Origin of the sequence: Olsenella massiliensis (genome assembly GCF_001457795.1) — a bacterium.
GTDB classification, from domain to species: Bacteria; Actinomycetota; Coriobacteriia; order Coriobacteriales; family Atopobiaceae; genus Olsenella_F; species Olsenella_F massiliensis.
In genome coordinates, this window is the sequence record NZ_LN898210.1 from 345,290 (window position 1) to 358,249 (window position 12,960).

Consider the following 12,960-nt stretch of genomic DNA (forward strand, 5'->3'; position numbering starts at 1 on the left):
CGAAAGGCGTCGGCGACGCTCTAGGGCCGGGGCCTCAGGGCGTCGCCGTCATCGACGAGGCCGTCCTGCTCGAGCATCGTGCGCATGACGCTCATGTCACCGGCGAGGTCCCACGACTGCTCGGTGAGAAGCTCGTCCGACAGCTTGGAGAGTCCGGCACCCACCTGTTTGAACGTGCCCTTGAGCTCGCCTAGGGTCGTTCGCGCCGTCACGCTCTGGGTGCCGTGCGACTCCAGCTCGGCGAAGGAGTCCGCCAGCTTGAGCGTCGTGGGCAGGTAGTACGAGGTGACGCGACGCATCCGCGAGGCGGTCTGGGGATGCGCCCTCACGTAGGCGGTGATGCCCTCGACCCTGGCGGCTATCTGCCCCAGAAGCGCCCGCGCCTCCACGTCCTCGATGCGCTCGCCCACGGCCCGAACGCTTCGCACGAAGGAGTCGCACGCGCCCAGCACGTCCTCTGTGCCGCACGACTCGTCCCTGACGACATGAGCCTCGTCCCATGAGCGCGAGCTCAGGAAGAGGGTCTCGGCGCCCTGAAGCATGCCCAGGTGGCCCTGCGGGATGAAGCCGCGGTCGATGGCGTCGTCCACGAGCGGGCGCAGACGGTCCTGGGTGACCTCCACCCGTCCCGCCAGCTCCCTCAGCGTGATGAGCTCCGTGTCGCCGAGCTCGTCCGACATCGCCTTCAGCAGCTTGGTCATGCGTCGTCGGCCGACGCCGCGCCCGACGAGGGTCTTTGCCCCCCACCCTGCCGAGGCTCCGAGAGCGATCACCACGATCCCGGGGCCCTGCAGACCGGCGGCGACGAGGGAGATGCCCAGGGTCAGCAGGGGAAGCGCCACCAGGCCCGCCATGAGGCCGCCCGCAACCTCACCGGTGCCGCGCAAGAGCGCGTCTCGCTCGCAGATGATGTAGGGAGAGGGGTCGCGCCTTGCCAGGCCCAGCTCCTGGGCGACGTCTGCCGCCGTCTTCGCGAGCGAGGCGGCCATGCCCTTGAAGTCGATCTGGGCGAGGGCGGCGTCAACCTCGTCAAGCAGGTCGACTTCCTCGTCGTCGTCCCAGCCGTTCGTGTCAGCCATCCCCACCGCCTCCCCCGCGACGTCGCCTGACCAAGGGTGCGCTAGGACCTGAACTGAACGTTGGAGTCGGCGTCCTTGAGAATCACGTCGTGGGCGCCGCCCTCGACGAGCGAGGTGGCGGACACGAGGGTGATCTTGGCCTTCTCGCGAAGCTCCGGCAGGGTCAGCGCACCGCAGTTGCACATGGTGGAGCGAACCTTCGTGAGCGAGGTGTCCACGTTGTCCTTGAGCGGGCCGGCGTAGGGAACGTAGGAGTCAACGCCCTCCACGAACGAGAGGCCCCGCTTCTCGTCCCCAAGGTCATAGCGCTGCCAGTTGCGCGCACGGGCCGAGCCCTCGCCCCAGTACTCCTTCACGTAGGAGCCGTTGACGTTGAGGCGGCGCGTGGGCGACTCGTCAAAGCGCGCGAAGTAGCGTCCCAGCATGAGAAAGTCGGCGCCCATGGCAAGCGCGAGCGTCATGTGATAGTCGTAGACGATGCCGCCGTCCGAGCATACGGGCACGTAGATGCCGGTCTCCTCAAAGTACTCGTCACGCGCGCGGCACACGTCGATGAGGGCGGACGCCTGACCGCGCCCGATGCCCTTCTGCTCGCGCGTGATGCAGATGGAGCCGCCGCCGATGCCCACCTTCACGAAGTCGGCGCCGCAGTCGGCGAGGTAACGAAAGCCCTCGGCGTCCACGACGTTGCCGGCGCCCACCTTGACGCTCTCGCCATAGCGCTCGCGCACCCAGCCGAGCGTGAGCTTCTGCCACTCCGAGAAGCCCTCAGACGAGTCGATGCACAGCACGTCCGCGCCGGCCTCGACCAGCTTGGGGACGCGCTCGGCGTAGTCGCGGGTGTTGATGCCCGCGCCCACGACATAGCGCTTGCGTTCGTCGATGAGCTCATCGGGGCGGGACTTGTGCGCGTCATAGTCCTTGCGAAACACGAGGGACGAGAGCCTGCCCTCGTCGTCGATGACGGGCAGCGAGTTGAGCTTGTTGTCCCAGATGATGTCGTTGCACGTCTTGAGCGTGCTTTTTACGTTGGTCGTGATGCACTCCGCCGCGGGGGTCATGAACTCGCGCACGAGCTTGTTGCGGTCGTCGCGGGAGACCCGGTAGTCGCGGCTCGTGACGATGCCCGCGAAGCGGCCGTGGGGCCTCCCGTCGTCGGTGACGGGCATAGTGGAGTGTCCCGTGCGGTCGCGGATGTCCAGCACGTCCTGAAGCGTCATGTCGGGGGCGAGCGTGGAGTCGGACACCACGAACCCGGCCTTGTACGTCTTGACCTCGCGGACCATGGCGGCCTCGTCATCGGGCGACTGGGAGCCATAGATGAACGAGACGCCGCCCTCCTGGGCGAGGGCGATCGCAAGGCGCGGTCCCGAGACGGCCTGCATGATGGCCGAGACAAGCGGCACGTGCATGGTGAGGGCGGGCTTCTCGCCCTTGCGGAAGCGCACGAGCGGGGTGTCGAGCGACACGTTGGCGGGGACGTTCTCATGCGAGGAGTAGCCAGGGACCAACAGATACTCAGAGAAGGTGTGGGACTCTCCCTCGAAGAAAACCGCCATGGACGACTCCTTTGCCAGTCGGATACAGGGGTGGGCTAGAGAGGATTCTAGCATCTATGGCTGGCGTGGGTCATGCCCCCGGGCTGCCGGAAGCTGACAACTTGAAAACCCGACGCACGACGCGGCGTGCCCTCGTGGGCGCACGCCCTCCTTCGACGAGGCCGCCCGGCGCCCTCCCCTACTTGGCGCCCTCCCCCACGACGTCATCAAAGTTCACGGCGATGTCGTGCTTGGTGGGGACCCACTCGACCTTCTTGAAGAGGGCGGCGATCGTGATGGGGATGTAGGTCATCATGAAGATCGGGAAGGTGAAGAGGTTCGTGACGACGCGCCAGCGCTTGGTGACGTGAATGTGCTTGCGCTCGCTGATGGTCGTGATGAGGGCCAGGATGAAGAAGACGACATACATGGAGGCAAACGTCATCACCAGCGACGCCACGCACATGGCGAGCTCGGCGTTCGTGGCGATGAAGCCGTGGCTGAGCGAGCCGATGACGAGGTAGGTGGCGTTGACGATGGCGGAGACCAGCGTGAGGATCATGCCGGGCGCCACGGTCATGAGCATGTCGTAGGAGGCGAACTGGCCTGAGCGAATGCCGTGCACAAGGTTGCCGCAGTATGAGAAGAACACCTGATAGAACCCCTTCGTCCATCTCATGCGCTGCGTCCAGGACGCACGGAAGGTGACCGGCTGCTCGTCAAAGAACTCCGCGGGGGCATATCCGATGCGAATGCCGTGAGCACAGCAGAAGGCGGAGAACTGGATGTCCTCGGTGAGGGTGTGGAAGCGCCAGCCGTGCATGCCGCGCACGATGCTCGCGGCCACCATCCAGCCCGACCCCGATATGGCGCAGCTCGTGCCCATGAGCATGCGCGCGTTGTTGAGATATTTGGCCTCGCGCAAGAACCAGGTGGCATACGCGGAGCTGATCCAGCTGGAGTCGAAGTTCTTTGAGTTGCGGTAGCTCGTGCAGACCAGGTAGCCGGCGTCAAACGCCTGGTTCATGATCTTGACGTAGTCGGGGGCGACGATGTTGTCGGCGTCCATGACGAAGAACGCCTCGTACTTGTCGCCGTACTCGTTGAGGATGCGGTCGAACGCATAGTCGAGCACCCAGCTCTTGCCCTTGCGCGCGAGGTCGTTGCGCTCCCAGGTGATGGCGCCCGCCTCCTTGGCCATCTGCGCCGTCTTGTCCGTGCAGGCGTCGGCGATGACGAAGCAGTCGATGAGCCCGTCGTAGCGCTGGGTGAGGATGGACCTCACGAGGTTGCCGATGACCGGCTCCTCGTTGTGCGCGGCGATCACGAAGGCGTAGGAGTGGTCCATCTCGGCCTCGGGAAGGCGCACCTCGCCGTGCAGCCAGACGCGAATGATGTAGACGACCTGGTAGAAGTACGCAAAGGTGAAAAACACCCACATGACGGCGTTGAAGATGACGATGGGCGTGACACCGACCTTGAGCATGTCCACAACGAGCCTCTTTCGCGAGCGGGCGCTACAAGACGCGTCTCGCGAGCCGGGGACAGATGTCCTGTCCCGCCCGGGTGCGCCCCATGGAACGTTCTGTCAGTGATTCTAGTACAGCGAGCAGGTCATCGGGGAGCCGGTCGGCAAAGACCAGGTCCTTGCCTGTGACGGGGTGGGTGAAGGCGAGATGCCAGGAGTGCAGGAACTGTCGGGTCAAACCCAGGTTCCGGAAGGCGTTGCCCATGCCGTAGAGCGAGTCTCCCACCACGGGATGGCCGACGTGACGCATGTGCACGCGAATCTGGTGGGTGCGCCCCGTGTACAGGTGGCACTCCAGCAGCGAGAAGCCCTCGTCGCGCCGGGTCGCCTCAAAGCGCTCGAGCGTCCTGAACGTGGTGATCGCCTGACGGGCCAGCGGGTCGTCCGTGACCGCCATGCGCAGGCGGTCCCGCGTGGAGCGGGCGATGCCGGTGGTGATGGTCGCCTCCTCGACGGCCACGTAGCCCTGCACGAGCGTCACGTAGCGACGGTCGAGCGTGCGCAGGCGTATGAGGTCCTGCAGGGCACGCTGGGTCGCGTCGTCCTTTGCCGCCACCATGAGCCCGGAGGTGTCCATGTCAAGCCTGTGGACGATGCCCGGGCGCTCATCGCCCTGGAGAAGCCCGAGCCTGCCGTAGCCGCAGCGGGCGACGAGGGCGTTGGCGAGGGTGTCGTCCACATGTCCCGGGCTCGGGTGGCACACGAGGCCGGCCTGCTTGGACAGGACGAGGAGATGATCGTCCTCAAGGCGGACGTCCAGGGCGATGTCCGGGTTGGGGGCGAGGGGGCCCGTGGCCTCGAGCACCGGCACGCGCGCCCGAACGCGGTCGCCCAGAAGCAGGCGTTCCGACTTTGACGTCGCGGCCGTGCCGTTGATGCTCACGTCGCCGGACTCAATGAGGCGGACGCAGGCCGAGCGCGAGGGAGCCCCCTCGAGCGTCGCCAGAAACGCGTCAAGGCGCAGGCCGTCCCCCTCGGGCCCCACCAGGCCCTCGACGAGCCTCTCTGCCATGGTTCACCTCCTGCGGCGCCGCGCAGGGGTCGGGCATGCGCCTGCGGGCGCGCCCCCGCCCCTCGTCAGCCGCGCTCGTCCTGTCGGGCACGCCGCACGTCCCAGACCCACCAGCCCACGAGCGCGCAGCCGACGCCCAGCGTCACGAAGACGTCCGCGACGTTGAAGACCGGAAACGACACGAACGAGAGGGAGAGGAAGTCCGTCACGGCCCCCAGCGCAAGCCGGTCGATCATGTTTCCCAGGCCGCCGCCGGACACGAAGCCCAGGGCGATCGCGAGCGTCAGGGGCAGCTCCTGCGTCCAGACCAGATAGCAGCAGACGACCACCGTGAAAAGCGCGATGGCGACGAACAGCAGCCCCTTGCCCTCTCCCACGCTGAATGCGGCGCCCGTGTTCTGCACCCTCGTGAGGTCCATGACGCCGGGGATGAGCCGCGCGTGCGCGCCCTCGGGCACACGGGCGCGCACGGCAGCCTTCGTGGCCTGGTCGACGAGGACGGCCACGATGATGACGAGCCAGAAGCTGACGGCGCGCAGCCCCCGGACCGAGGCGGGACCGTGTCCCATGACCTCACTCACCCCCCCTGCGCCCGGACGCCCGGGCAAACGCGACGCGGCACGGCACTACTGCGCGCTGATGACATCGTGGCACCTCTCGCACAGGCCGTCCTCGCCAAGCTCGTGCCAGGTCCAGCAGCGGGGGCACTTCTCGCCGCGGGCGGGCAGCACCTCGCAGGCGAGCTCCTCGCCCTCGCTCACGTTGACCTCGGCGCACACGAAGGCCTCGGCGAGGTCGGGCGCGGCGTCGCCACTCAAAAGCTCGAACATGTCATGCGGCAGCACGAGCTCGGCGCGTGTGGCGGAGCTGCTCTTCTCGGTGACGACGCCCGACTCGAGCGCCCGGTCGTACGCCTTCGTGAAGGCCGAGCGAGCCTGGCCGAGCGCCTCGTAGGCAGGCAGCAGCGCCTCGTAGGCGTCCCTGTCGAGAGGCGCCTGGAACCAGTCGAGCAGGGCGGCGAACTCCTGCCCGTCCTTGAGCGAGGTGGGCAGGTAGGCCATGACCTCGTCGGTGGTGTAGGCGAGGATGGGCTGGAAGTCGTGGACGAGCATGGAGAGGATGTACGACCAGGCCGTCTGGGCGCTCCTGCGGCCACGGGATCCGACGGCGTCACAGTAGGTGCGGTCCTTGGTCGCGTTGAGGTAGTCGTTGGAGAGCTCGGTGATGATGTAGTCGTAGAGCGTGCGGAAGACCACGTTGAAGCGATAGCCCTCGTAGGCGGCGGACACCTCGTCGTGCACCTGGCACAGGCGCGCTACGGCGAGCTTGTCCAGAGCAAGCAGCTCCTCCACCGCAAGGCCGTCCGCCGCGAGGTCAAACTGGCCCTCAAGCTCGCCCAGCAGGAAGCGGAAGGTGTTGCGGACCTTGCGGTAGGCGTCGCCCACGTGCGAGAGGATCGCGTCGTCGCAGGGGACGTCGGCGGAGGTGTCCACGGAGGCCACCCACAGGCGCAGCACGTCCGCCCCGCGGGTGTCGCACTCCTTGTTGGGGTCGATGACGTTGCCCAGGGACTTTGACATCTTGCGCCCCTGGCCGTCGAGGGTGAAGCCCTGGCTCACGACGGCCTTGTAGGGCGCGACGCCATAGGCGCCCACCGACGTCATGAGCGAGCTCATGAACCAGCCGCGATGCTGGTCGGAGCCCTCGAGGTACAAGTCGGCGGGGAAGGCGAGGTTGGGTCGGTGGCGGCACACGGCGGTGTGCGAGACGCCCGAGTCCCACCAGACGTCGAGGATATCGCGGTTGGGCTTGAGGCGGTGCCCGCCGCAGGAGGGGCAGACGCAGGCATCTCCCAGGTAGTCCTTGGGGTCGTCCGTGAACCAGGCGTCCGAGCCCTTCTCGCGAAAGAGCGTCACGACCCTGTCGAGCGTGGCGTCGCTCATGACCGTCTCGCCGCAGTCCTCGCAGGTGTAGGCCGGGATGGGCACGCCCCAGTTGCGCTGGCGCGAGATGCACCAGTCCGGCCTGCCCTCGACCATGGAGCCGATGCGCTTGACGGCGTGCGCCGGATAGAAGGCGACGTGGGAGAGGGCCTCGAGGGCCTCGGCACGCAGGTTGGTCTTGTCCATCGAGACGAACCATTGGCTCGTGGCGCGGAAGATGACCGGTCGCTTGCAGCGCCAGCAGTGCGGATAGCTGTGCGTGATGTCCTCGTGCAGGATGAGCGTGCCGCGCTCCTCGAGCCACGCGATGATCTTGGGGTTGGCCTCGTTGACCTCCATGGCGCCCCAGGGGCCTCCGCTGCCGATGGCGTCGCCCTTGAAGAAGACGCCGTCGTCGTCCACGGGCATGATCACCGGGATGCCAAACTTGACACCGGCGACGTAGTCATCCACGCCGTGGCCGGGCGCGGAGTGGACGATGCCCGTGCCGTCGTCGAGGGTGACGTAGTCGGCGAAGATGAACTCGCCCGTCTCGCCCGCGTCGCCGAAGACGGGCTGACGATAGCGATTGTGGGCGAGCTCCGCCCCGCTCATGCTCCAGACCTCGCCCGCCGCGTCGCGCGCGAGCTCAAAGCGCTCGTAGCCAAACTTGGCGCAGCAGCGCTCATGGAGGGCCTCTGCCATGATCTCGGCGCGGCCGTCCACCACGACGGCCACGTAGCGGGCCTCGGGATGGAGGATGACGGCGGCGTCGGCGGGCAGGGTCCAGGGCGTCGTCGTCCAGATGTCAACCCAGAGCCGGCCCGCCCAGCCCTCGAGCCCCTCGGGCACCGTCGTCATCTCGAAGCGCACGAATATGGCAGGCGAGACCTCGTCCGCATACTCTATCTCGGCCTCGGAGAGGGCGGTGTGACAGTGACTGCACCAGTGGACCGGCTTGCGTCCGCGATAGATGGCGCCCTTGTCGAAGATGGCCTTGAAGATCTCGACGTCCGTCGCGTCATAGTCGTTGACGTAGGTGAGATAGGGGTTGTCCCACTCGCCGAGGACGCCCAGGCGCTTGAAGCCCTGGCGCTGCGTGTCTACCTGCTCGACGGCCATCGTGCGGCAGAGCTCGCGAATCTTCTCGGTGGGAAGCTCGTTGAACTTCGCGGTGCCGAGCGCCTCCTCCACCTTGTGCTCGATGGGCTGGCCGTGGCAGTCCCAGCCGGGCACGTAGGGGGTCTGGAAGCCGCGCATCGCCCAGAAGCGGTTGATGATGTCCTTGGAGATCTTGTTCTGGGCATGACCCAGGTGGATGGGGCCGTTGGCATAGGGGGGGCCATCGTGCAGGACGAACTTGTCATGCCCCTCGTTCTTGGCCATGAGCTGCTCGTAGACCTTGTTGCGCTCCCAGTCCCGCAGCCGCGCCGGCTCGTTCTGGGCGAGGTTCGCCCTCATGGGAAACTTCGTCCTGGGAAGGTTGGTCGTGTCCTTGTACCTGTTTGCCACCGCGCGCATCCCTTCTACCTGGGCGCCAAAAAGGCGCCCGTCCCTTGTTGCTGGGACGAAGCGCCCTGACGGTCGGACTTCGTTGAAACCACCCAGCAAGCGGCCATGTGCCGCAACTCGGCTGGCCTGTCTCGGCGGCCACTCCGTCGGCGCCTACTGGCGTCACCGGCGCCTGGCGGGCGCGCTGACACGTTGGGGCCGCAGCTCCGGGGTGATCTTCCTCGGGGGCCGCTGGCGGGATCTCACCCTCCCCGCTCTCTGTGCAACGACCGGTCCCTCGTACTGTCCCCTTCACAGCATTGGGGAGCATGATAGCACGGCGGCGGGCTTCGTGCCTTGCTCCGACTTCCTGTTCCGATCCCTACCGCTCCGACACATGCCACGCCGTGCGCCCCGCACTAGGCCCCGGCACCCACTCCCCCGGCGCTCGTCGGCGCCCCCTTCAGCACTCGTCTTGTGTTATTGCTCACTTTTGCGTCGATTCGGCTCCGATTGTGTGTCAAAAGGCAAGATGAGCATGGCAATTTGTTGCGACCTGCAACATCAAGACCTGACGGCATGAGACATCCAGGCAGTACGACATGACGCGCGCCTCGGGAGGGCGGCAAGAAGCGTGGGAGTCGCGACAGCTGCGCTCGCACGTGCCCAATATGATCGAGCCTGTCTCCAGGCACTTTTTTCGAAGTCTCTGTCATTGGGTCAGCGCAGCACAATGTGCCTGCTGAGCCAGTCAGGCGCCAGCTTGCCGCATGTCACGCATGACGAATGTTCGCGTTCGTCGCCAGTCGATGCCGAGACGGTCCCATACTGAGAGGTCACATGGGCACGTAGGGGAGCATGTGCCAGAACGGAGGAGAAGCCGTCATGTCAAAAGTCGCTGACGCACGAGCCGAGGCCCTTCTCGACGAGGCGGAGGGCTCGAGAAGAGCCTGCATGCCTGCAAGCAGGGCGGACAGGGAGAAGATGCGGCGGCTGCGTGCCACGGGAACGGTCATCTCGCCTGCAAGAGGCATGTACGCACGGCTCGGCACCTGGCAGGGGCTTGGCTGGCGCGACCAGGCGCTATGGCTGATGCGCGCCCTTTCGCTCAAGCATCCGTCCTGGGTGTTCTGCGAGGCGAGCGCGGCCATCGTGCACGGGCTCTCCGTGTCAGTCAGGGAGGGACAAAGGCTCCATGTTGCCACGCCTCCCCGGCGTCCCGCGCAGAGCACGAGCCTGGTCTGCCGCCATCGCATACCGGCACGTCACAACAACCAGCGGATAGATGGGGTCACGGTCACGAGCCTCGAGAGGACCGCATTTGACTGCCTGAGGCGGATGAGGCTGCCCGAGGGGCTGGCCCTGGCAGACTCCACGCTTCGCGCAATGGGACACGTGAGCCCCGGAAGCCTCATCGACCGCATGTGCGCGCTCCATGCAGGAGAGCGGGGGCTCAAGGGGGCGCTGGCAACGCTTTAGTTTGCTGACGGAAGAGCAGAGAGCGGTGGCGAATCCATCGCGCGGGCCACCATGCTCGAGCTGGGCTTTTCTCCTCCCAGGCTGCAAGTTCCCCTATGCGACCCCTTTGTTCCAGGAGTGGTCTACAGGGCGGACTTCCTCTGGGACCTTCCCGACGGGAGTCGCGTCGTCGGCGAGCTGGACGGGCGCGAGAAGTACGTCAACCCCGCCATGACAGGTGGTCGTAGCAGCATAGACATCCTCGCGAACGAACGGCTGCGCGAGTCTCGGATCAGCGCCACAGGTGCCCGCGTCATGCGCTTCTCGTTCATGGATGTCCTTGACAGGGACTTCTTCTCTCGTCTTCTTGCCAGCTACGGCATCGAGCGCACGAGGGACGTCCGTGGCTATAGGTGCGAAGCTCACCGCATGACGTTGGGGGCGTGGCACCTCGAATGGGGTCGGGTGAGGCCTCCCTATCGCCTGCGATAACGATGAGCGCTTGCCCTCCACGCTCGCGCTCTCGCGCTTGCCCTCGCGCTTGCCCTCCACGCTCATCTTGCCTTTTTACTCACATTAGGGGCGATTCGGCACTGATTCTGAGTCAAAAGACAAGATGAGCACCTGCGGGCGGGCGCTCGGGCCTGCGATCGGGCCTGCGGTCGTAGGGGCGAACGGGAGGGCATGCGCCGCCGGGATGGTCGCTGGCGGCCGCTGATGGACACCCACGATCGTGCCATACGCCACCTTGCTACCGCGCACGGAAATTCACAGCTTGCGCATTGAGGCGGGAGGCTCACTCTGTCACAAGTGGAAATTAGATAACGTGACGCATAGATAGACGCATAGATAGACTCGTAGGTAACGTGACGCACGGGAATAACGCGTCCCGCCCCGCGCAAGGAGGACCACATGTCGCAGCATCCTCAGCACGACGACCCCGACCAGCTACGGTACCTACGGCTGCTCTCCCAGAGCTTCCCCACGCGCCAGGCCGCCTTCACCGAGATCATCAACCTCGAGGCCATCCTCAACCTTCCCAAGGGCACCGAGCACTTCCTGAGCGACGTGCACGGCGAGTACGAGGCCTTCGAGCACATCCTCAACAACTGCTCGGGCGTCATTCGCGAGCGCGTTGACGCCCTGTTCGCCGGCGAACTCGACGCCGCCGAGCGCGCCGACCTGTGCACCCTCATCTACTATCCCAGGCAGAAGCTGCGCCAGCTCCACGCACGACAGACGCTTGACGGCAACTGGTACGAGGCCCAGCTGCTGATGCTCGTGCGCCTGGCGCGCACGCTCTCGGGCCTCTATACCCGCTCCAAGGTGCGCCGCGCCATGCCCGTGGACTATGCCTACATCATCGACGAGCTCCTGCACGCCTCCGCGGCCGGCGAGACGAGCCGCCATGAGTACCACGTGCAGATCATTCGCTCCATCGTGGGGACGGGCGCCGCAGACCACTTCATTCGCTCGCTCGCCGCCCTCATCAAGCGCCTGGCCGTTGACCATCTCCACCTGATCGGAGACGTCTTTGACCGCGGGGCGCATGCCGACAAGATCATGGACCGCCTCATGGAGTACCACTCCCTTGACATCCAGTGGGGCAACCATGACATCTGCTGGATGGGAGCGGCCGCGGGATCGCAGGCCTGCATCGCGGCGGTGGTCCGGACCAACGTGCGCTACCGCAGCTTCGACATGCTTGAGAGGGCCTATGGCATCTCCCTGCGCAATCTCGCCCTCTTTGCCGAGCGCACCTATCGGCCGGACGGGGGCATCTCCCCCATGGAGAAGGCCATCTCGGTCATCCTCTTCAAGGTCGAGGGCCAGCTCATCCTGCGCCATCCCGACTTTGACATGACGTCGCGGCTGCTTTTGGGACAGATGGACCTCGCGGGCGGCACGGTGCACGTGGGCGGTCGCGACCTGCCGCTCTCCTCGACCGACTTCCCCACCGTGGACCCCGAGCGTCCCTATGAGCTCTCGGCCGAGGAGGGCGACGTCCTCGCCGAGCTTGAGCAGGCCTTCTCGCAGAGCGAGCGGCTTCGTCGTCACGTGGGCTTCCTCTACGAGCGAGGCTCCGTCTATCAGGTGTCCAACGGCAACCTCCTCTTCCACGGCTGCATCCCGCTGGAGGCCGACGGCACCTTCTCCACCGTCATCTGCGAGGGCTACCCCTATTCGGGCAGGGGCTTCATGGACTTCTGCGACCGCATCGCGCGGCGCGCGTGGAACGTGGGCGACCAGATGGCGCTCGACTGGATGTGGTACCTCTGGTGCGGCAAGCACTCCCCGCTCTCGGGACGCGTCGTCAAGACCTTCGAGCGGAGCTTCGTGAAGGACCGCTCGTCCTGGGCCGAGCCGCAAGACCCCTACTTCACGGCCACCCGCCTGGGGGCCGTCTGCGAGGAGATCCTGGAGGAGTTCGGGCTGGACGACGAGCACTCCCACATCATCAACGGCCACAAGCCCGTCAAGGCGATCGACGGTGAGAGCCCCATCAAGGGCGAGGGACGGCTGCTCGTGATCGACGGGGGCTTCTGCGAGGCCTATCACAAGACCACCGGCATCGCGGGCTACACGCTCATCTCCGCCGACGACGGCATGCGCATCAAGGCGCACCTGCCCTTCATGGGGGTCGACGCGGCGCTGGGCGACAACGCCGACATCCTGAGCGAGTCAACGACCATCGAGAGGGAGGTACCGCACCTGAAGATCAAGGACACCGACACCGGCGACGACATCAGGACCCAGATCGCGGACCTCAGGGCGCTCCTTGACGCCTACCGCTGCGGCACGCTCAAGGAGCGCAGCTAGGCGCCGTTGGCCCCGCAGGCTGCGACCGGGCACCGTTTGTCCCGCAGGCTGCCGCAGGTCTCGGCCGGACGGCGCCGACGACGGGCGGCCGGCGCGGGTTGTCCCCAATCTG

Annotated in this window: 9 protein-coding genes; 3 read left to right on the plus strand and 6 right to left on the minus strand. The window is 66.2% G+C overall.

The genetic code is table 11. The features are described 5' to 3' along the window. Positions 1–20: 20 nt before the first annotated feature. The 6 genes from BN3001_RS03790 to ileS form a co-directional block, all read right to left on the minus strand. The gene (locus tag BN3001_RS03790; protein ID WP_058270458.1) at positions 21–1,079 is read right to left on the minus strand and encodes a 5-bromo-4-chloroindolyl phosphate hydrolysis family protein; all 1,059 of its coding nucleotides are present in this window, start codon (positions 1,077–1,079) and stop codon (positions 21–23) included. Positions 1,080–1,120: 41 nt separating this feature from the next. Beyond that, positions 1,121–2,638, minus strand: a complete 1,518-nt coding sequence (locus tag BN3001_RS03795) for an IMP dehydrogenase (protein WP_058270459.1) — start codon at positions 2,636–2,638, stop codon at positions 1,121–1,123. Positions 2,639–2,816: 178 nt separating this feature from the next. Continuing rightward, positions 2,817–4,103: a glycosyltransferase family 2 protein gene (locus BN3001_RS03800; RefSeq protein ID WP_058270555.1), complete on the minus strand. Its 1,287-nt coding sequence runs from the start codon at positions 4,101–4,103 to the stop codon at positions 2,817–2,819. A gap of 31 nt (positions 4,104–4,134) precedes the next feature. Then, positions 4,135–5,157, minus strand: coding sequence for an RluA family pseudouridine synthase (locus tag BN3001_RS03805; RefSeq protein WP_058270460.1), 1,023 nt, complete (start codon positions 5,155–5,157; stop codon positions 4,135–4,137). Positions 5,158–5,222: 65 nt separating this feature from the next. Then, complete coding sequence (gene lspA / locus BN3001_RS03810) at positions 5,223–5,726, minus strand: signal peptidase II (protein WP_058270461.1); 504 nt, start codon at positions 5,724–5,726, stop codon at positions 5,223–5,225. A 57-nt stretch (positions 5,727–5,783) separates the two neighbouring features. Continuing rightward, positions 5,784–8,591, minus strand: coding sequence for an isoleucine--tRNA ligase (ileS, locus tag BN3001_RS03815; protein WP_082629974.1), 2,808 nt, complete (start codon positions 8,589–8,591; stop codon positions 5,784–5,786). A gap of 933 nt (positions 8,592–9,524) precedes the next feature. On the opposite strand from ileS, the gene BN3001_RS03820 reads away from it, so the two are divergent. The 3 genes from BN3001_RS03820 to BN3001_RS03830 all read left to right on the plus strand — a co-directional run bounded on the left by BN3001_RS03820 (position 9,525) and on the right by BN3001_RS03830 (position 12,848). After that, positions 9,525–10,049, plus strand: a complete 525-nt coding sequence (locus tag BN3001_RS03820; protein WP_148362940.1) for a type IV toxin-antitoxin system AbiEi family antitoxin domain-containing protein — start codon at positions 9,525–9,527, stop codon at positions 10,047–10,049. Positions 10,050–10,166: 117 nt separating this feature from the next. Continuing rightward, a complete protein-coding gene (locus BN3001_RS03825; RefSeq protein WP_148362941.1) occupies positions 10,167–10,520 on the plus strand; it encodes a hypothetical protein in 354 nt (117 codons plus the stop codon). Between the two features lie 420 nt (positions 10,521–10,940). After that, positions 10,941–12,848: a fructose-bisphosphatase class III gene (locus tag BN3001_RS03830; RefSeq protein ID WP_058270465.1), complete on the plus strand. Its 1,908-nt coding sequence runs from the start codon at positions 10,941–10,943 to the stop codon at positions 12,846–12,848. Positions 12,849–12,960: the final 112 nt, after the last annotated feature.

What these genes read in the sequence shown, in the direction of transcription:
- BN3001_RS03800 (WP_058270555.1), bottom strand. Translation starts at nt 4,103, where the DNA reads ATGCTCAAGGTCGGTGTCACGCCCATCGTCATCTTCAACGCCGTCATG.
- BN3001_RS03820 (WP_148362940.1), top strand. Translation starts at nt 9,525, where the DNA reads ATGCCTGCAAGCAGGGCGGACAGGGAGAAGATGCGGCGGCTGCGTGCC.
- BN3001_RS03795 (WP_058270459.1), bottom strand. Translation starts at nt 2,638, where the DNA reads ATGGCGGTTTTCTTCGAGGGAGAGTCCCACACCTTCTCTGAGTATCTG.
- BN3001_RS03830 (WP_058270465.1), top strand. Translation starts at nt 10,941, where the DNA reads ATGTCGCAGCATCCTCAGCACGACGACCCCGACCAGCTACGGTACCTA.
- BN3001_RS03790 (WP_058270458.1), bottom strand. Translation starts at nt 1,079, where the DNA reads ATGGCTGACACGAACGGCTGGGACGACGACGAGGAAGTCGACCTGCTT.
- BN3001_RS03805 (WP_058270460.1), bottom strand. Translation starts at nt 5,157, where the DNA reads ATGGCAGAGAGGCTCGTCGAGGGCCTGGTGGGGCCCGAGGGGGACGGC.
- lspA (WP_058270461.1), bottom strand. Translation starts at nt 5,726, where the DNA reads ATGGGACACGGTCCCGCCTCGGTCCGGGGGCTGCGCGCCGTCAGCTTC.